This window comes from Motilimonas sp. E26, from assembly GCF_021278025.1.
Taxonomy (GTDB): domain Bacteria; phylum Pseudomonadota; class Gammaproteobacteria; order Enterobacterales; family CBDFNC01; genus Motilimonas.
In genome coordinates, this window is record NZ_JAIBHJ010000030.1 from 23,455 (window position 1) to 43,816 (window position 20,362).

At 43.8% G+C, this 20,362-nt stretch carries 14 protein-coding genes; 4 read left to right on the plus strand and 10 right to left on the minus strand.

What is annotated here, in order from left to right; all coding sequences use genetic code 11:
- The first annotated feature begins 77 nt into the window (after positions 1–77).
- From pyrB to K1M91_RS18350, 3 genes are all read left to right on the plus strand, one after another.
- Complete coding sequence (gene pyrB / locus K1M91_RS18340) at positions 78–1,013, plus strand: aspartate carbamoyltransferase (protein WP_232803715.1); 936 nt, start codon at positions 78–80, stop codon at positions 1,011–1,013.
- A complete protein-coding gene (pyrI, locus tag K1M91_RS18345) occupies positions 1,010–1,465 on the plus strand; it encodes an aspartate carbamoyltransferase regulatory subunit (protein WP_232803716.1) in 456 nt (151 codons plus the stop codon). Before pyrB ends, pyrI begins: the two co-directional genes overlap by 4 nt.
- A 325-nt stretch (positions 1,466–1,790) precedes the next feature.
- Entirely contained in the window at positions 1,791–2,267 is a 477-nt protein-coding gene (locus K1M91_RS18350; protein WP_232803717.1) for an Lrp/AsnC family transcriptional regulator, read from the plus strand.
- A gap of 91 nt (positions 2,268–2,358) precedes the next feature.
- Here K1M91_RS18350 and cobD read toward each other — a convergent pair whose 3' ends face one another.
- The 10 genes from cobD to metA all read right to left on the minus strand — a co-directional run bounded on the left by cobD (position 2,359) and on the right by metA (position 19,085).
- Complete coding sequence (gene cobD, locus K1M91_RS18355; RefSeq protein WP_232803718.1) at positions 2,359–3,429, minus strand: threonine-phosphate decarboxylase CobD; 1,071 nt, start codon at positions 3,427–3,429, stop codon at positions 2,359–2,361.
- Positions 3,430–4,389: an adenosylcobinamide-phosphate synthase CbiB gene (gene cbiB, locus K1M91_RS18360; RefSeq protein ID WP_232803719.1), complete on the minus strand. Its 960-nt coding sequence runs from the start codon at positions 4,387–4,389 to the stop codon at positions 3,430–3,432.
- A 76-nt stretch (positions 4,390–4,465) separates the two neighbouring features.
- Positions 4,466–7,267, minus strand: a complete 2,802-nt coding sequence (prsT, locus tag K1M91_RS18365; RefSeq protein ID WP_232803720.1) for an XrtA/PEP-CTERM system TPR-repeat protein PrsT — start codon at positions 7,265–7,267, stop codon at positions 4,466–4,468.
- Between the two features lie 18 nt (positions 7,268–7,285).
- Positions 7,286–8,887 carry an FAD-binding oxidoreductase gene (locus K1M91_RS18370; protein WP_232803721.1) on the minus strand — a complete coding sequence of 534 codons (1,602 nt, stop codon included), beginning with the start codon at positions 8,885–8,887 and terminating at the stop codon, positions 7,286–7,288.
- 91 nt (positions 8,888–8,978) lie between these two features.
- Positions 8,979–9,800 carry a PEP-CTERM/exosortase system-associated acyltransferase gene (locus K1M91_RS18375; protein WP_232803722.1) on the minus strand — a complete coding sequence of 274 codons (822 nt, stop codon included), beginning with the start codon at positions 9,798–9,800 and terminating at the stop codon, positions 8,979–8,981.
- Positions 9,801–9,969: 169 nt separating this feature from the next.
- Complete coding sequence (locus K1M91_RS18380) at positions 9,970–11,055, minus strand: EDSAP-1 family PEP-CTERM protein (RefSeq protein ID WP_232803723.1); 1,086 nt, start codon at positions 11,053–11,055, stop codon at positions 9,970–9,972.
- Positions 11,056–11,232: 177 nt separating this feature from the next.
- Positions 11,233–14,025, minus strand: a complete 2,793-nt coding sequence (gene prsT / locus K1M91_RS18385) for an XrtA/PEP-CTERM system TPR-repeat protein PrsT (RefSeq protein WP_232803724.1) — start codon at positions 14,023–14,025, stop codon at positions 11,233–11,235.
- A gap of 5 nt (positions 14,026–14,030) precedes the next feature.
- Positions 14,031–14,198, minus strand: coding sequence for a rubredoxin (locus K1M91_RS18390; protein WP_232803725.1), 168 nt, complete (start codon positions 14,196–14,198; stop codon positions 14,031–14,033).
- Between the two features lie 135 nt (positions 14,199–14,333).
- Entirely contained in the window at positions 14,334–18,026 is a 3,693-nt protein-coding gene (gene metH, locus K1M91_RS18395) for a methionine synthase (RefSeq protein ID WP_232803726.1), read from the minus strand.
- 132 nt (positions 18,027–18,158) lie between these two features.
- Positions 18,159–19,085, minus strand: a complete 927-nt coding sequence (gene metA, locus K1M91_RS18400) for a homoserine O-succinyltransferase (RefSeq protein ID WP_232803727.1) — start codon at positions 19,083–19,085, stop codon at positions 18,159–18,161.
- A 114-nt stretch (positions 19,086–19,199) separates the two neighbouring features.
- On the opposite strand from metA, the gene K1M91_RS18405 reads away from it, so the two are divergent.
- On the plus strand, positions 19,200–20,362 hold a 1,163-nt coding region (locus tag K1M91_RS18405), incomplete at its 3' end, for an HD-GYP domain-containing protein (protein WP_232803728.1).

The following is a 20,362-nucleotide window of genomic DNA, read 5'->3' on the forward strand; positions in this document are numbered from 1 at the left end:
CAATATTAAGCAGCATCACCTGACAAGGGGTGCTATAATCTTGCTCCGGTTGTTCCACGCGCCCGGCAGGATTAAAAATGACGAACCCCTTATTTAAGAAAGACATAGTCTCAATCGCTGATCTCTCTCGTAGCGAACTTGAGCTCATCGTAGCAACAGCAAAGAAACTCAAGCACCAACCCCAACCCGAATTGCTGAAAAACAAAATAGTCGCTAGTTGCTTTTTTGAAGCATCCACTCGTACTCGCCTTTCATTTGAAACAGCGGTACAACGTTTAGGCGGCTCGGTCATCGGCTTTGACAGTGGCGGCAATACCTCGCTAGCCCAAAAAGGGGAAACCCTTACCGACTCAGTGAAAGTGATATCTTCTTATGCCGACGCTTTCTTTATGCGTCATCCACAAGAAGGCGCAGCACGCTTAGCGGCTGAATCTGCTTCTATTCCAGTCATTAATGGTGGCGATGGTTCAAACCAACACCCGACACAAACCTTACTGGATCTGTTCACTATTTATGAAACACAAAGCAGCTTAGAGAACCTCAATATTGCCTTTGTTGGTGATTTGAAATATGGCCGCACCGTGCACTCATTAGCGCAAGCCTTATCATTGTTTAACTGTAACTTTTTCTTTATTGCTCCCCCAGCTTTAGCGATGCCAGACTACATTTTGGAAGAGTTAGACGACGCTGGCATTAACTACTCGATCCATGGCAGCATTGAAGAGGTAATAGGCTCTCTCGATATCTTGTATATGACACGAGTTCAAAAAGAGCGCTTTGACGAAACCGAATACCAACACCTGAAATCAGCCTTTGTACTGACAGGTAGCATGCTAGAAAACGTACGAGAAAACCTAAAAATCCTACATCCGTTACCTCGCATTGACGAAATTACTATCGATGTCGATAACACACCGTACGCTTACTACTTTGAACAAGCCGAAAATGGCGTGTATGCCAGACAAGCCCTGCTAGCCTTGGTGCTGTCCAACTTTTTTCAGGAGCAAGCATGAAGAAGAAGTTAGAAGTTCAAGCCATTGAAAATGGCTCGGTGATTGATCATATTGCGGCTGGTAAAGGGGTTAAAATCCTTAAGTTTTTTCAGCTGACCGATACCAACCAAAAAATCACTATTGGCTTAAACTTACCCACGGGTGGCAACACAACCAAAGACTTAATCAAGATTGAGAACACCCAAATTACCGGTGTGCAAGCCAATCAACTCGCTTTGTTTGCACCAGATGCCACCATCAACTTGATTGACGATTACGATGTAGTAAAGAAGTTTAAGGTTGCCTTGCCGGAAGCCATTAGTGGCGTGTTGGCCTGCCCGAACTCAAACTGCATTAGCCACAATGAGCCGGTTGATAGCTTGTTTTACATTAAACAAAAACAACAAATTAAGCTTAAGTGCCATTATTGTGAAAAAAGTTTTGCGACCTCTTTCTTTAAAGAACTAGACTAACGTCCAAGCAAGCAAACATAAAAAAAGCGATTCATCTGAATCGCTTTTTTTAATCTCTTCATTTTGAACTTGGGTCTCATTCAACTTTGCCGGTAGGCTTGGGTGCGTGGTGATATTACGCCTAAGCGGCTACTCACTTGCGGTAACAAGGTTTTTGCCAGAATACAGGGTAAATATTCTATCTGCTTAGCTGTGCCCTTCACTAAGAAAAATAATAGCTAACAAACCACGCAATAACTTACCTTTTTTATCTACATTTATGATTAGTTGCGCAATACTATTCCAATATATTTAATTTATGCGCAATCAACATGGAAGCCGAATAATGACTAAGCTAGATCGCACCGACAGACACATTTTAACCTTGATGCAAGAGAATGGCCGAATCAGTAATCTGGAACTGGCAGAACAAATTGGCTTGTCTGCATCACCTTGCTCTCGTCGTGTTAAAAGCCTAGAAGAAGCAGGTTATGTCGATAAACACGTTACCTTACTTAACCCACAAAAGCTGGGTTTAAAACTAACCGCGTATATCCACATTAGCATGGATCGACACACACCTGATCGCTTTGAAAACTTTGAAAAAGAAGTAGCGCAATATCCAGAAATTGTTGAATGCTGTTTAATTACAGGAATGGATGCCGATTACCAACTGAAGGTAATGGTGCCAGACATGGAAGCTTACCAAGAATTTTTACTGGGTAAATTAACGCGTATTTCAGGCGTCACCGGCGTACGCTCTAGCTTTATGCTACGCAGTATTTTCCAAAATACTGCGCTGCCGTTAAACCATATTAAGTAACCTGAGTTCTGCCTAAGGCGAACTCAGCTAGATAAAGTATGTTTGACGGCAACATTTCGCTTTCAGGGATAGAAGCGCAATGCGTATGAACTCAAGCCAGCACCAGCTGCAATGCGTCAATCAAGCGTTGGTTATCTTGCTGGCTTTTTACCGCTAAGCGAATGTAGCGCTGATCCAAACCATAAAAATTGCTGGCATCACGAATCACAATACCTTGCTTTAGTAAGCGCTGACGCAAATTAGAGGCGGTTAAACCAGTTGGCAGACGACACAAGACAAAGTTAACTCGGGATGGATAAACATGCCATCCCGCTAACTGATGTAGTTCTGTTAATAAGTATTCGCGCTGTTGTTGTAACCAACGAAGTGAGCCCTGTATATAGGCCTGATCTTGCAACGCACTGATAGCGGCCACTTCGGCAAGGGCATTAACACTCCAAGGCTCACGTTCATGATTGACCTGCTGGGTTAATTCTTGATCGGCATTGATAGCGAAACCCAAACGAATGCCCGGCAACGCAAAAAACTTAGTTAAGGCGCGCACCACAAACACATGAGACAAGCCTAGATCTGCAATACTTGGCGCATGACCATCATCAACAAACTCAATAAACGCTTCATCCACCAGCATGCGGCATTGATGCGCCAAAGCCAACTCAGCTAACCGCTTCATCTGTTCTTGCGCAATAAAGCCACCCGTTGGGTTATTAGGGTTACAAACAACCAATACATCATAATTGTGCTGCGCCAGCGCTAAAGCAATTTGCTCAGTGGATAGTTGAAAATTCAATTCACTGTCTAACACACAATAATCAACTTGCGCACCTGCGCTAGTCGCCGCTCGTTCATATTCAGCAAAAGTTGGCGCAACAATAAGAATTCGGCGAGGCTTAATAGCCCTAAAATACAAATAAATCAGTTCGGTCGCACCATTACCATGAAGAATATGCGAAATGGGCTGATCGCAATAATTCGCCAAAGCTTGCCGTAATTTCACATATTCAGGATCAGGGTAAACCGTTAAACAACTCAGTTGTTCAACCAAGGCCGTCTTTACACTTTCAGGCAAACCAAGCGGATTAATATTAGCGCTAAAATCCCACCACTCTTCAGTGTCAGTATCACGCGCTAGCTTATGTATATTTCCACCATGTAATTCCATTTACATCCCACCTGCTATCATTAACACCAACATTACGCCCCCAAGGCAAAGTAAAGAACAAACGAACATTAAGTTCAGGTTCTTATTGATTAACTCTGTGGTGAACGGTTTATTATTATCTCCGATGGTCGGCTTGTTATAGCGTTGGCCAAAATACGACGTTACACCACCAAACTGCACCCCCAAGGCACCCGCAACGGCGGCTTCAGGATGAGCAGAATTAGGGCTGGCATGGTTTAAACGATCACGCCAAAATATGCGCCAAGCACTGCGCCAATCATAACGAAGCAAACATGCAGATAAGGGTAACAACACCGCCCCCGTTAGACGAGCAGGCAACCAGTTAGCCCAATCATCCAAACGTGCCGAGAACCAACCCAGTTCAAGGTAACGCTCATTTTTATAACCCCACATCGAATCAAAGGTATTAATCGCTTTATAAGTCATGGCAAAAGCCAAACTAGCGCCGGGTAACCAAGGTGACACTAACGCACCTAGACACATGTAGAACAGCGGCGCAGTGATACCATCAACGGTATTTTCTGAGATAGTCTCCATCGCACTGCGGGTAATTTGGGCTTGTTCCATATCTGCCGTGTCTCGACTGACTAAGTAACTAAGTTCTTTGCGTGCCAGCGCCATGTCTCCTTGATCTAAGATACGACAGACCTTTGCCCCTTCGTTATAAAGACTTCTTGTCGCTAGGCAAGTGTATAAAAAATAAAGCTCCACCAACCAATGAAGGTTGGCTAGCAGTAAACTCAGGCAAAAAACAAACACTAAAACAGTCAGATTAGCGCAAACCCCAAACACTTTCTTAGTCAGTGTTACTTTAGCCTGTAAACGTTCAGCGGCATTGATCAGTGCACCAATACCTTGCACAGGATGAGGAATGCGATACGGATCGCCAATAATAAGATCACAAAGATAAGCTAAAGCTATAACAATAGAAGGAAGCATTAAAGGGTCGCTAGTAACAGAAAGCGCTTAAGCTAACAAAACTTAAGCGCAATAGGAAACTCCTATATATCAGAAACTAAGATAACGACATGAGTAAAGCCTTACTCTCGGTTAAGGCTGGGTAATCTTGATGATTACTAATGAGCTTTTCTAACACCACTTTCGCCGCTTCTTTTTTGCCGTTTTTAATCATCGCTTGCGCTAAATGGTATTGGATATCAGGATCGTCAGGCGCAAATTGCGCCGCGCGAGTAAGTAGCCGCTCTGCGGTGATGCCATCTCCTTTTTGCAATAAAATCACCGCTAAGGTGTCCATTACCCCTGCATTATCGGGCGCTAAATCATGGGCCGTTTCGGCATGACCAAGGGCTAAATCTGTTTTCCCTTGCTTTTGATAAAGCCAAGCTAGGTTGTTTTCAACATGCACATCAGGCTTAACTTGGGCACCTAACTTAACTAAATTCTCAATGGCCTCTTGGTCACGACCCGCAACCATCAAATAATCAGCCAATACCCTGCGAGACAAAATATCGCTTTCATATTTATTAAGCCAATCCGTTAATACTTTAATCGCTTGATCCACTTGCCCAGCCGACCAGTGAACATTTGCCAATTGCAGGACCAGATAATTAGTCTCTGATACAGCTAACGCTTGTTGGTATAAATTTATCGACTCTGTGAAATTACCTTGAGCCAATTCAAGGCGAGCCTGCATTTCATCAACCACCACAGTGTTTGGGAATTTCTCACGATAGCCTTGTATGGCACGCCGCGCTGCCACGAACTCTCGCTGGCTTAACAATAAACGAATATCAAGCATAGCAATCGGCGGGTAAAAAGCATTAGCCTGAATCGCCTTATCTAACTCACTTCGTGCGGCAGGTAGCTCATTGCTCATGGCATATACAGTGGCTAAATGGAAATGCCCTAAATAACTGGCTGGATAGCGATCTACAAATGATTCTAAACGAGATTTAGCCTCTTCCCACTGCTTATAGTATTGCAGCACCACACCACTATAGAACAAGATTTTGGCTTGCTCAGGTGTTGGTTGCGGGTGTTTTTCTAACATATTATTGGCCAACACTAAGGCTTGTTGTGGTTGGTTGTTAAAGTAAAAATACTCGATCATGGGAAGATTAGCAGCCATGCTATCGGGGTGATATTGCAGCGCTTGCCTTAAGTAAGCCAGACCTTGCTCTATCTCATTTTTACGCCGTGCGAGTAAATACAGCTGCAATAAACTACTCAAGTCTGTTTTATCTATCGTGAGTGCATCTAAATAATATTGCTTCGCCTGATCATAGTCTTTTTGCTGTAATGCTATTGCCGCTAGGTTCTGTAATGTTCCCAAGTTGGTGGGCTCTATTTCTCGGGCCGCTAAAAATGCCTGTTCAGCCAAATCAAGCTGTTGATTAAGGGCATAGGCTATCCCTTGTAATACCAGCCCCACTCCTTGTTCAGGCAAACGCGTTTGTAGCGCCTTAGCTCGTTGTAATACTTCGTTAAAGTCACCTTTTTTCAAATGACTAACAATCAGCGCAACTTCAATTTCTTCTTGATCTGGGAGCTTTTTCTTTATCTCTTCTAGCAGCTCAATCCCTTTATCAACATTAGGCTGTAAAAAGGCAGTCTGCGCCATCAGTAAATCAATCGACTTATCATCTTGCGCAAGCTGTGCAGCTTGTTCAAATAACTGCTGCGACATTAAGAAATCATCATTTTGTAGTCGTGTTTGTCCTGCCGCTTTCAGTAAGCCGATGTCTTGCTGATTAAAATCAGAGGCGTTTAAAGCACTTAAGGTTTCGGTCGCCGCTAACTCATCGCCTAATTTGAACTGAATCGCCGCCTTTAATTTTAGCCCTTCGGCATAACTAGGATAAGCGTAAGTCACCTTCGAAACATGGGAAAACGCTTTCTCATATTGTTTAAGCGAGTAAGCACTTGCAGCTGAAATAAAATGAGCTGCAATATGGTCATTGTCGATTTTAAGCACTTTATCAGCTGAAGCGAGTGCTTGCTCATAGTCCTTAGCTTGTAATTGTAGGTATGCTCTAAAGTAATTAGCTTCTATATGGTTAGGGATAATTTTAATTAACTTATCTAACTGCTGGTGTGCCAATTCGACTTGATTGGTCTGCACATAGAGACGCACAGGGTAGATTAATAATTCAGGGTTAGCATATTGCAGGGTTGCAGCATGATTAAACAAGGCTAGAGCAGCTTCAAACTCTTGTTTATCCATTAATAACTGCCCTTTCAATATTTGGGCTTTAACTAATTCGGGCTCTTTTCCCAAAGCCAAGTTGACGTTTGCTAGCGCTTCTTCTTGATCATCGAATGAGAGTGCTTGTAGCGCACTCGCAAATAATAACTCAGCCGTTACCACATCAAGGTCTTTAGCTTGTTTCAGTGTTGCTAAAGCAAGCTCAGGCCGATTAGCAAGTAGGTCTGCCTGAGCGGTCACTGCCAAAGCGTCAACCTCAAGTTCAACGGGCCAATCTTCTCGTTCGGCCAATACCTTCTTTAAGCGCGGCTCATTATTAAGCATTAATAAAACCTTGGCCAATTTGAGTTTAACTTCAGGCGAATCTTGTTGCGCAAGCGCTTTAGTTAGCTCTTTTTCGGCAAAAGGGTACATACCGATATAGATGTAGGAATCAGCCAGTTGTCTTTTGGCGTCGTTTCGCTCTGGGTTCACTTTAATGACATTTTTAAATTCGATAATCGCACTGCTATGCTCATTAGCTTGCTGAAACGCTATCGCCTTTTCATAAGCCTCTTGTTCATTGATGCTGCTTTCTCCACAACCGACTAACAGTGTCAAACTAAGATATAAAATACTGACAATATAAGGTTTTACTCTCAAGCTAATCATATTAGTGTCCTTTAAAATTTAGTCCTTTTCTTGATAGCGGCCAGGTGACAGTATCAAGTTAGGGTCTAAGACGCGTTTAATATCATTAACAACCTTGATATACGCAGGCGCTGCAGCAGGTAGCATTTCCATTGCGCGCGTTGATAAGCGGTAAGGGAAGTAGCCTTCGCTGGTTAATGCGCTAAACAAAGCATCGTGACAAGCCAAAGCTTGTTGCTCTTCCTCTGGATTGTCTCTGTCATAAGTAATGCAAATAACGCAATCAATGCATCGTTCGGTTAATAAGGTCATTGAAATGGCAGGTTCAAAACCATATTCCAAAAGATATTTATAAACGAGATGCTCCAAGCGCGTTGCATGCTTTCCTGTCATCGGGGCAACAGGGGCCAGCCAGAGTAAGCCACATTTATCTCGATCGGGATGTGCTTGATCCATCTCTGGCGGCGGCGTTTTTTTCCGCCAATAGGTACTTGGGATAAAGGCGTTAGTCGGAACGCCCTGTTTTAGTAAATAAACAGGTATGCTTTTATCAAGGGCGCCTTTTAAGTCAAAGCCTGTGATCATCTGATAAGGTTTTTGCACAAAACGCGCTAGCTTTAACAGATTGTCATCAAGAAACTTGATCTTGCGAGAAGGAATATTGGCCAACGCTTTTTTTATCTTGCGACGAGCAATAGCGACTTCAAGCCAAGTGCCATATAACGCCCCCGAAGCATTCCACTCCTTCGCATCAAGTTGCTTTAAACGTTGCGCCAGCCACTCTCTGGAAAGAGGCGACTCTCCTTTCATTTCTTGCCAAGGGTATTGATCAAAAGCAGAAACAACCTTGTCGCCATTCACTAAATGCATGGCACTTTTTAGCGTGCCATCAAGTCGTAATGGTCGCAAAGCATCGACCATAGGGCCAAAGTCTTCTTTATCCACACTACAAAAAAAAGCCTGAAAATAAGCTGGTTTAGGCATTAACCACACCGTCATTTGCGTTACAACTGCAAATGACGATTGGCTAAACAAACCATCTAAGTATGGGCCGACGCCCCAGTGATAGACCTCCGCCGCTTGCGCTTGTGGAAACCGACCAAAGCCGGTTTTAAAACGCTCACCACTGGCTAACACTACCTCAAGACCACTAACGCTACCAAAATGATCACCATACGGGGTATGACCAAAACCGCGCTCCATGGTGTTGCCAATAATGCTGCAATCTTGTGAGGAACCGGTGGCATCCATCCACAAATGACCACCTTGCTGTTGTAGAAAATCGTATAGCTGTTTTTGCGTCACACCAGGCTCTAAGGTGACATAAGCCAAATCAGGGTCAAATTTAACTATTTTTGTCATCCGGCTTAAATCGAGAATAGTGCAACCATCGGCGGTAGGGACCGCAGAGCCATAACCCCAGTTTTTACCCGAGCTGATCGGATATAGTGGCTCTAGATGCTCGTTAGCCAACTTAACTAATGCTTGTACTTGTTCGGTTGAATTGGGTAGCAACACCGCCTTCACCTTGTTCGATGTTTCGTAAGTTGCGGTCTCGTAAGGGAGTAGCTGCTCGGGCGAGGCTAACACATGAGTTTCTCCGACAATCGCGGCATACTTATCTAGCAGTGTGTCTTCCATATTACTCCCCCAATCCAGAATCGGTATTGTTGAGTGTAGTTAAGTTCTCCAATTAACGCCCCGTTAAAGACATGAAAAGCCATGGGCTGAATTACTCTAAATGGCGAACATCTTTCGCCAACCCTTTTTCCAAGTTCAGATGCAACACTTTGAAGCCAGGTGACAAATTACGCAAAAATAAAATAGGGTTAATGTAATAAGGCGCTCGCTTACCATGGTACTCAACGGTAGGGCCAATTTGTTTAAATTTAATCCCAACAAAGCGCATACTCCGTGCCAATCTAGGCTCCATCATCACAAAGCAATGCTCGATATCGCGATTAATCACAATTGAAGCCGCGCTTAAATAAAGGCCAATGGCAATAAAAGGAAAGCAACGAAGTTCTTTTTCTGAATAGGTTTCTTCATTCACCGCGCCAGTTTCAGCCCCAGCAAATTTATCAGCATTACGCCGACGAAACTCAGCAGGCACAGCCAGACGAGATATTTCACAAATTTTGTTGCGATCAAAGTTAGCAGGGTTTAAGTGAGGATCAGTGATGGCACCTTGACAATATTTTTCTAAAGGTAGCTGCTGATCCGGCGTTTGTGGCGTTACGACACGGACACACCCGGCATAGTGATGGCTTGCCTTGTGCTCTATCACACAGAAGATAGAAAAAGGATCAAAATCATCCTGCTCCATACCATCTGGTCGAGATGGTTCAAAAGCAAGCTCTTCACAATAGACATGATGGCGGATTTTGTGTACTTCATCGCGAAGATGCTGTTCATGGGCAATAAGTGGTTTTAAGTATTCGTCAAAGTGATGAGCGATTTCGTTAGCTTCACGGCTTGCTTTGTATGATACAACCTTACGTATCAAATAATTGATACCGGGTAAGTGAATAATTTTTCGCTTAAGTTTGCCCATATACCACTTCCATGACTGCATAATACGGAACCACTCAACCAGCCTAAAAGCTAACACAAATAAATAATCCACTATTTAATATGATACGACTGTCAGTATTTTTTACACTAGGCTAATTAATTGAATAGAAATAAGAAAGCACCTAGACAACTAGGTGCTTGTGATTTTCTTAAGCTTGTTTCTTACGACGAATTTGCGAAAGTCCCAAAAGACCTAACCCAAACAATGCAATGGATGCTGGCTCAGGAACTTTAAGGGAGGCAGTTACCGTAGTCCCTGTTGTTGCTTGAAAGCTATACTCTCTACCATTAACAAGCAAGTCAGTTGAAGTTAATGTTAATGGGCCCGCGAAGCTGGCTGTACGCGAACCTGGAGCACCGTCCGTTCTAGAGCGAGAACGATTCAAATCTAAGCTAGCCCACTCTAGAATAATATCCCCCGTTAATTCATCAACTAACTCAAATGTTTGACTGTATTCTGCTACTGCATTCGCACTTTCTGGGGCTGAAGGAAGCTCATCAACAAACGCTTCGGCAAATGCAGAAGCGTCGAATGAGATATTGAAGTGTGTGTCACCGCCAGTCCAAACAAAGGACACTGAAGAAGTTAACTGAGTATCCACGTCAGCAAACCCTAAGCCATCCGCCATCAATTCCACAGTGCTCTCAGCACCGACATGCGTACCTGTAGAAAGGTAGTCAAACACTTCTACATCAGGTGTAAGAGGATCTAAGTCATGATCAATAAATACCCCTGCACCATTAATAACACCATCCTGATTTAGGTCATAATCAATAGCGGTGCCACGTAGTAAGGAATCGGAGTACGAACGGTTGACCAAGTCCAGTGAACTGCTACTCATGATATTAGTGTTAAAGTCATTATTAATTAAGGTACAACCTGCACCAACACAATAGTCATTTGAATCAAGATCAATTTCCAATGATGCTATAGACCCCCCAGAAGCAATGACATCAAATGGCAATACGGCGATGCCACCCTCTTCTTTAGTGACGCCATCTAAGGTCGCAGATAGACCCGTGCTGTTAGTACCAGAGGGCAAAGCACCTGAGGTTGAAGTTGGTCCAAAATTAAGATTCGAAAAATTCGTTCCACCATCATCATGAAAGCGGAGATTTTTCAATTCAATCGTGGCTGTAGCCAACACCCCAGTCGCCTGTGCGGGAAGTGCAAAACCTGCTAATACTGCTCCCGCTAGGGCAATATTAAGTGCTGTTTTCTTAAACTTATCCATGGTGTACACCTCGTATGTTAGATGATTCTAAGGCGGTACAGCTGCCTCTGAAATCAGTATTTGCATACTTGGTGCCAGTTATTTTTAGGCTTATATTTTCAATGTGTTGGAGCTATTTCTATTACTAAGCAAGGGTCGATCTATAACACAGTGTAAAAGATCCTGACAGCGTGATGTTTATGAAGTGGTTCGCAGATTAGCATCTATCATTGCTCGTAAAGCTTGAACTTCTATCCGCATAGAAGCTTCCATTTCGGTTAACGACAATTCATCTAGCACTCGCTTAGCCTTACCATAATCATTGTTACCATAATATGCTTGGGCCAAATGTAATAACATGCTTTTCTCCCTTGATGCCTCAGGAATACTTTCTAATAACACAATCGCTTCAGGGTAACGGGATTGCGCGACCAGCAGTGCGCTATAAGTATCCAGCACTTTGTGATGATTTGGGTGATGCTGATAAGCAGTTTCAATCAAGCTTAAGCCTTCAGCTATCTTGCCATTTTGATAGCTCAGCCAAGCAAGATTATTCAACGCGATGACATCGTTTGGTTGTAAAGTAATAATATAACGCCAAGTTGACTGTGCTTGTTTAATCTTGCCTAAATGCCACAGTAACTGGGCCTGTGTTTGTAGTAACACCAAGTCTTTCGGAAATTGCTTTAAACCCAACTCTAGTGTTAACAAGGCTTTGTCCGGTTGGCGATTGCGATAAATATGCACTAAGTCGAGCACTTCTTGCCGCTCAAACTGTTGCTGCATTCGCTGCTCTAGTAGCTGCTCCGCTGTTTGACTTTCTCCCCTCGCTAATGTGAGCTGTAGCAGTAAATGATTAAACGTGGCGGCTTGATTTGGAAAGTTCATTTTAGCGTGTCTTAACGCAATCTTAGCCTGAGACCAACGCTGTTGCTGAATCAACAATCGAACATATAGAGCCTGATAGGCGGAGCTGTCCAGCAAAGGGTATTGCTCTAAAACAGCTAATAGCTCGGCATATTGATTTTGCATTAACATGACTTGTGCCAAAGGAAGTAATGTTGCCTCTGTTAGCCCTTGCGCGCTTAGCAAATTCATTAAGCTTTGCTCGGCCTGCGACCAATGCTGCAAATGCTGATGGCTCATGGCGACCAAAAATTGCCATGTTTGACTTAGTTTCTCTTGGTTTGGCATCTCCATTAATAAAGTTAATGCAGCATCAGGTTGCTGATGGAGAAGATATAAACGCGCTAACAATAACCGATTAGCAACTGACAGCGACACTGGTGATTGTTGTGACAGCCGCTCTATCGCAAGGTCGATTTGATGATTTTTTAGATCGATTAACGTCGCCAACTTTAGCCCTTGCTGAGAATCAGGCTGCAGCTGGAGTAATTGCTCGATGGTGGCTCGAGCGGCCATGATATTGCCTTGAAAAAACTGCGTGCGAGCCGAAAGGTATAATAAGCCTGTGGCGTTAGGCCGCTCTGATAAGGCACGCTGTAGCAATTGTAATGCGGAATCCCATTGCTGCTGCTTAAGTAATAGGACAGTTTGCATTTGATAGCTTAACTCTCTAGTTTCTGGGGTATTAAATAGGCTCAAAGCAAGCCGTTCTGCTTGAAGCCATTTTTCCGCTGTGAGGTAAGCATTAAATAGCAACACTTGGCCGCTGCTAGCCTCGCTGTCATTAGCATCATTTAGCGCCACTTCAAGAGAAGCAATACCAGCCTCAAGATCACCGGACAATAACTGAATAATACCGGTATTTAATTCACCTGAGCCACCAGCCTCAACCATACGTTGCGCTTTGTGTAATAGACGCTGACTCATTTCAACTTGCCCATGCTGCTGTAGGCCAGAAGAGAGCGAAAGGAGTAAAGGCAATTGATTAACATCATGCCAGTTAGCAGCATTAGCAACCTCAGCGGATTGCTCAACTTGCCCTAATTTTAATAAAACATCAGCCATCAATTGTTGCACTATATGCTCGCTCGGTAGCTGCGCCGCCGTGCGAGCAAACTGGCTGTACGCTTGCTCCCAATTAGACAAATAATAATGACTAATGCCACTAATCAATCTTGCACCATAATGTTCCTGAATTAGAAGCAGCTTATCTGTTAGCGCAATCGCTTGAGTAAAGTTTTTATGCTGCAAGGCTAAATATGCCTGATTAAAGATATGCTGTGGTTGCTTGTTATCTAAGTCTTCAACTTGATTAATATAGTGCTCAGCTAACTCGAGATCCCCCATAGCAAAGGCAACATCAACGGCTAGCAGATAGTAACTAACACGAGTTGGAGAAAGAGCTAGCAAGCTCACTAGAGTCTTAGCGCTGTCATCATATTGCTTTAATGAATAGAGGGTTTTAGCCTGCAACCATAAACTTCGTTGATCGATTGGGTTTAACGCTAACGCTTTTTCTAGCCAGGGTTGTGCCTGCTCTAATTTGCGCTGGGCCAACCAATAATAAGCTTGCGCTAAGCAAAATTCACGCGAGCTAGGCGCGATCTGAGATAAGGTTTCAAGATACCTTTCAACATCAGCTAGTGGGTCTAACACCAAAGCCGCTTCTATTTTTAACATAAGCAGCTCTGCTTGCTCCTTATAAGGCGCTTGGGCGTTAACTGGAAGATGTAAAATATCGGCGTACTTTCCTTGCCAGCTATATGCTTGTGCGAGCGGGGGGAGTGCTGCAGTGAGGCCCAGGGCTTTCGCCATACGCAGCTCTTTTATTGCATTATCAAGTTGAAATTGCCGTAAGTATAATTTTCCCAATTGCAGCCGAACAGATCCTTGCTTACCATCTTGCTGAATACTTTGCTTTAAATGATAAGCCGCAGCAGTCCAATCTTGTTGTTGCAAATACTGTTCAGCGAGAGCCTTATGTTCCGCTGTGGATGGCCCGCCGCAAGCACTAAGCAATAGCGCGCCGAGGCACAGGGAACAATGAAAAAAGACAATGCTTGCTACTTTTAATAAATAGCGCACGCTCTTTACCTTATCGGCTGCATATCAAAGCTGGCCTTATCTGCACCACAATCAGGGCAGGTCCAGTCTTCAGGAACGTCAGACCACAAAGTTTCTGCAGGGATCCCTTCTTCTGGTAATCCCTTTAGTTCGTCATAAATAAATCCACAAATCTGACAACGCCATCGCCGCATTCTTTTCTCCATAATGACTGGTATCGTCTCTACCGTTTTAGAAAGGATACGCTAAGCATAGCTGGCAAATTTACAGATATAAAAAAAGCCGCATAATGCGGCTTAAAAAATGATATCAACTTGATTTAGTCATACTTATGCATCAGGGTTATAGCCCAAATTAGGCCCTAACCAGCGCTCAGCTTCAACCAGTGTCATGCCTTTGCGCTTGGCATAGTCTTCAACTTGATCTTGCTGAATTTGCGCCACCGCAAAATACTTACTCTCTGGGTGCGAGAAATACCAACCCGACACGGCAGCCCCCGGCCACATAGCATAGCTTTCTGTCAGCTTCATACCGATCTCTGCTTCAACATTAAGCAGCTTCCAAATCTCGCCCTTTTCGGTATGCTCAGGGCAAGCAGGATAGCCCGGCGCAGGACGGATACCTTGATATTTTTCACGAATTAAATCGTCGTTATCTAAGTTTTCATCCGGAGCATAAGCCCAAATTTCTTTACGCACCTTTTTATGCAGTAGCTCAGCAAAGCCTTCAGCTAAACGATCGCATACCGCCGACATCATAATGGCGTTGTAGTCGTCGTGATTGGCTTTATATGCCTCGATTAAGTCAGATTCACCAATACCACCGGTTACTGCAAAGGCGCCAATGTAATCGGCTTTACCTGAAGTTTTCGGCGCAACAAAATCGGACAAACAGTTGTTGGCGTAACCTTTGCCTTTCTGTGTTTGCTGACGTAAGCCGCGTAAATGCGTTAGCACTTCTGAACGCGATTCATCGGTGTACACTTCTAAATCATCGCCAACGCGGTTAGCTGGGAAGATGCCAATAATCCCCGCAGCTTGCACTTTGCCTGAGGCTTCAAGCTCATCAAGCATGTCATTAGCGTCTTTGAACAGACGTTTAGCCTCTTCACCAACAATTTCGTCGTTGAGAATACGTGGATATTTCCCCGCAAGAGACCAAGTCAGGAAGAACGGCGTCCAGTCGATATATTCGCGAATCTCTTTAATTGAGTAATTCTCAAACTTATGTACGCCCGGCTTTAATGGCGCTGGGGGTGTGTAATTTTCCCAATCGAGTTGTAAGCCATTGGCGCGTGCAGCTTCTAACGTCACTGGTGGTGTACGCGGCTTTTTACGGGCGTGTTGTTCACGCACTGTTTCATAGTCTTTATTCAAACGCTCAATAAAGGCAGGTTTGCCATCTTCACTAAGTAAGGTTTGACACACACCGACAGCACGTGAAGCGTTTGACACATAAACTACTGGCTGGTCGTAATTTTGTTCAATTTTTACTGCAGTATGCGCCTTTGATGTAGTGGCACCGCCGATCAACAATGGAATAGTAAAGCCTTGACGTTGCATTTCTTTAGCCACGTAGACCATTTCATCAAGCGATGGCGTGATCAGGCCAGATAGGCCTATTAAGTCGGCGTTTTCTTCTTTGGCCACCTTTAAGATTTTATCGCACGACACCATCACACCCAGATCGATAATTTCGTAGTTGTTACATTGCAGTACCACACCAACGATATTTTTACCTATGTCGTGAACGTCACCTTTTACCGTCGCCATGACCACTTTACCAGCGGTTTGCGTCCCTTCGCCTTTTTCGGCTTCAATGTAAGGCTGTAAATAAGCTACAGCGCGTTTCATTACCCGCGCCGATTTAACCACTTGTGGTAAGAACATTTTACCGGCGCCAAACAAGTCACCCACCACGTTCATGCCATCCATTAATGGCCCTTCAATCACGTGAAGTGGACGTGCTGCTGCCGCACGCGCCTCTTCGGTGTCGTCTTCAATAAATTCCGTGATACCTTTGACTAACGCATGTTCTAAACGTTTATTTACCGGCCAGCTGCGCCACTCGGCAACTTTTGGGTCTTCTGCTTCGGCATCGGTACCGGCATATTTTGCCGCAATATCCAATAGCTCTTCCGTAGCACCTGGGTGAGTGTTCAGTACTACGGCTTCTACTTTCTCTTTTAGCTCTGCAGGGATGTCATCGTAAATAGCCAGTTGGCCCGCATTAACGATCCCCATGTCCATGCCATTTTTAATACAGTAGTATAAAAACACGGCATGAATAGCTTCACGCACCGGGTTGTTGCCACGGAACGAGAAAGATACGTTAGACACGCCACCCGAAATCATCGCATGGGGTAGGTTTTCTTTAATGTCTTTAACCGCGTTAATAAAATCAACGGCGTAGTTATTATGTTCTTCAATACCGGTGGCAACAGCAAAAATGTTGGGGTCGAAAATAATGTCTTCAGGTGGAAAGCCGACTTCATCAACCAAAATTCGATATGATTTTTCACAAATTTCAAATTTACGCTCACGAGTATCAGCTTGGCCTAATTCATCAAATGCCATTACGATCACGGCGGCACCATAACGGCGGATCAACTTAGCTTGGTTGATAAAGTTTTCTTTACCTTCCTTCATGCTGATGGAGTTAACGATACCTTTACCTTGCACACATTTCAGGCCTGCTTCTAAGATCTCCCATTTCGATGAGTCAATCATGATTGGTACTTTAGAAATGTCTGGCTCGGTAGCACAAAGGTGGAGGAATTTTTCCATGCAGTGCAGCGAATCCAACATGCCTTCATCCATGTTGATATCGATGATCTGTGCGCCAGCCTCTACCTGTTGCTGTGCAACCTCTAATGCAACGTCGTATTGTTCTTCTTTAATTAGACGCTTAAAACGGGCGGAGCCGGTCACGTTGGTACGCTCACCAACGTTCTGAAATAAAGTATCTGCGTTGATGTTAAGTGGCTCAAGACCACTTAAGCGACATGCCACTTCAATAGTAGGCAGTACGCGCGGCTTGACACCTTCCACAGCATCAGCCATGGCTTTAATATGCGCCGGAGTAGTACCACAACAGCCACCTACTAAGTTTAAGAAACCTTGTTCCGCCCATTCTTTAATGTGCTCTGCCATTTCCTGAGCATCTAGGTCATATTCACCAAAGGCATTGGGCAAGCCTGCATTCGGATGAGCAGAAACATAGGTTTCACAAATGCGTGATAGCTCTTGTACATAGGTGCGCAGTTCATCTGGGCCCAGTGCACAGTTCAAGCCAAAGGAAAGTGGTTTTACATGACGCATGGAGTTGTAGAACGCTTCGGTGGTTTGACCCGATAAGGTACGGCCAGAGGCGTCGGTGATAGTGCCCGAAATCATCACGGGTAAAATGATGCCCATTTCTTCAAATACTGTTTCTACAGCAAAAGAAGCGGCTTTAGCATTCAAGGTATCGAAGATGGTTTCAATCAAGATGATGTCAGCACCACCCTCAATTAACGCCTTGGTTGATTCTCTATAGGCTTCAACTAGCTGGTCAAATGTGACGTTGCGGAAACTGGGATCATTTACATCGGGTGAAATAGAAGCGGTACGGTTAGTTGGACCTAATACACCAGCAACAAAGCGTGGGTTAGTCGGATCTTCTGCCGTTTTTTCATCTGCGACACGACGCGCAATTTTCGCTGCTTCGAAGTTGATTTCAGCAGACAAAGATTCCATTTCGTAATCCGCCATCGCAATCGTAGTGGCGTTGAATGTATTCGTTTCAAGAATGTGCGCACCGGCATCCAAATAAGCCTTGTGAATATCAGCAATCATTTGTGGCTGGCTTAGTACAAGTAAATCATTGTTACCTTTGACATCACAATGCCAATCGGCAAAGCGCTCACCACGATAATCGGCTTCTTCCAGCTTATATGACTGGATTTCCGTGCCCATACCGCCATCAATTAACAAGATGCGTTTTGCTAATTGAGCTTCCAATAACTGCTTTTTGTTTTCCATTGCTTCTACTGCCTGTAACGCGCACAAAATTTACGCGAGTTTATCATATTTTGGACTGAGATAGACGTTACGATAACCTTAGTTATAACGATTAAATCAGTAGCTTTATTCTATTTGCTACGCTGGCAACTATTATTCTGTACGGCCAAGCTGATCTAAATCATACGGCGTTTGTTGATAGACGCAGTAATTTAACCAGTTGCTGTACAAAAGGTTGCCGTGGCTACGCCAACTGGCTCTGGGCACTTGGGTTTGATCATTATTCGGGTAATAGTTAATCGGGATTTGCGGCGCTAATCCTTCATTCTGATCACGAATGTATTCTTGGTGCAAAGTGTCATAGTCATACTCGGGATGGCCGGTAATATAGACTTGTCGACAATCAGTGGTGGCGGCCAGATAAACGCCCGCTTCTGCGGAGTTGGCAAAAACATTCAAATCAGTTTGCGCCATTATTTCTTCTGGACAGAACTTGGCATAGCGCGATAAAGGCGCCTGAAAGAAGTCATCAAAACCTCGCACCAGTGGATGCTGCTGATTAAAAGTTTGGTGCTCAAAAACACCGGAATGCTTTTGCTCATGACTTTGTTTTTTCAGCCCATATATCACATTTAGCGCAGCTTGTGCTGCCCAACATAGGAATAGTGTAGAAGTGACGTTATGCTTAGACCACTCCACTATTTCTACAAATTTATCCCAGTAATAGACATCTTCAAACGGTACCGTACCTAACGGCGCCCCCGTAATGATAAAGCCATCCCATTTTTGCGATTTAACTCGATCAAAGTCTTGGTAGAACTCATCTAAATGCTCTTTAGGGGTATTTTTTGAAGCTCGCGCATCGACTCGGACTAATTCGATATCTACCTGCAATGGTGTATTTGACAGCAACCGCATTAGTTGTGTTTCGGTCTCAATCTTTTTCGGCATCAAGTTTAAGATCAATACCTTAAGGGGCCTTATATCTTGATGCATCGCTTTTGATTCAGGCATCACAAAGATATTTTCAGATCTTAACACGTCAACAGCTGGCAAGGCGTCAGGAATACGGATGGGCATGATTATCTCCAAAAATGTCTAGACTTCCAGAAGTCTACATAAAAGAAGTTAGCTTGTCAGCTAGGACTTGCGATATGCTAAAGTTATAAGACTCTCTTTAATGCCAAGGATGATATGGCCGAACTAAAAATATCGGTGAATCGATTACAACTCGGTAATTATGTGAAGTTACCTGTTAACTGGGGTAATCACCCATTTTTATTCAGTAGTTTTAAGATTAAGTCGCAAGATCAAATTGATGTGATCCGCAACTTAGGGCTTAAGCATGTCACTATCGTGCCCGAAAAATCAGATAACCTACCCTTAGCAGCCAACACACCTATTGTGACCCTGTCTCATGAAGAAGAAGATGCGGTACTCGCGTTGCAAAAGCAACTGTGGCAAGACAAGCAAGAACGCATTGAAGAACTGAAAAACTATCGTCGGCAATTACAAAAATGCGAAAAAGAGTTTACTCAGAGTATGTCTCAAGTCAGATCTGTGATGGGGAAGATACTTAGCCGACCACTCAATGCAATTAGTGATGCGGTAGAATTAATTGATACAATGGCAGAATCCTTGATGAAAGCGGAAAATACCGTATTACATTTAATGGGAGAATCCAAAGAAACAGAGGCGCTCTATTACCATTCTTTAAATGTGAGTGTGCTTAGCATGATGCTCGGCAAAGCCTCAGGTTGCACCTTAGAAGAAATAAAAATGCTTGGCTTAGGCTCTTTGTTTCATGATATCGGCACCATTAAACTACCATCGAAAATCGTTCGCAGAGCGTCGCCACTAAGTAACGCGGAAGAAAACCTTTATAAAATGCATTGTAAATACGCAATTGATTTACTGCAGCTCATTGAGGAGTTTCCCGAACAGGCTAAAACTATCATATTACAGCATCATGAATGTGCCGACGGCAGTGGCTATCCTGCAGGACTAAAGCTTAATGAAATTGATCAGTTGGCTCAAATTGTAGCAGTAGTAAATCGCTATGATAATATCTGCCACCCTACCAATATTAAACATGCCAAAATCCCCTACCAAGCGCTCTCTATTCTCTTTAAGCAACAAGCAAAACAGTTTAACAAAGACTATTTGGGTCGATTAATTAAACTATTAGGTATTTATCCGCCAGGCAGTGTAGTACAACTATCTAGCGAGCAAATAGGCATGGTGATGTCAGTTGCATCTGACCGTTTATTATTTCCTAAAGTGTTGGTATTTGATCCCGCAGTGCCAAGAACAGAAGCACCAATTATCGACCTCGAAGAAGCAGGGCTGACCATCGA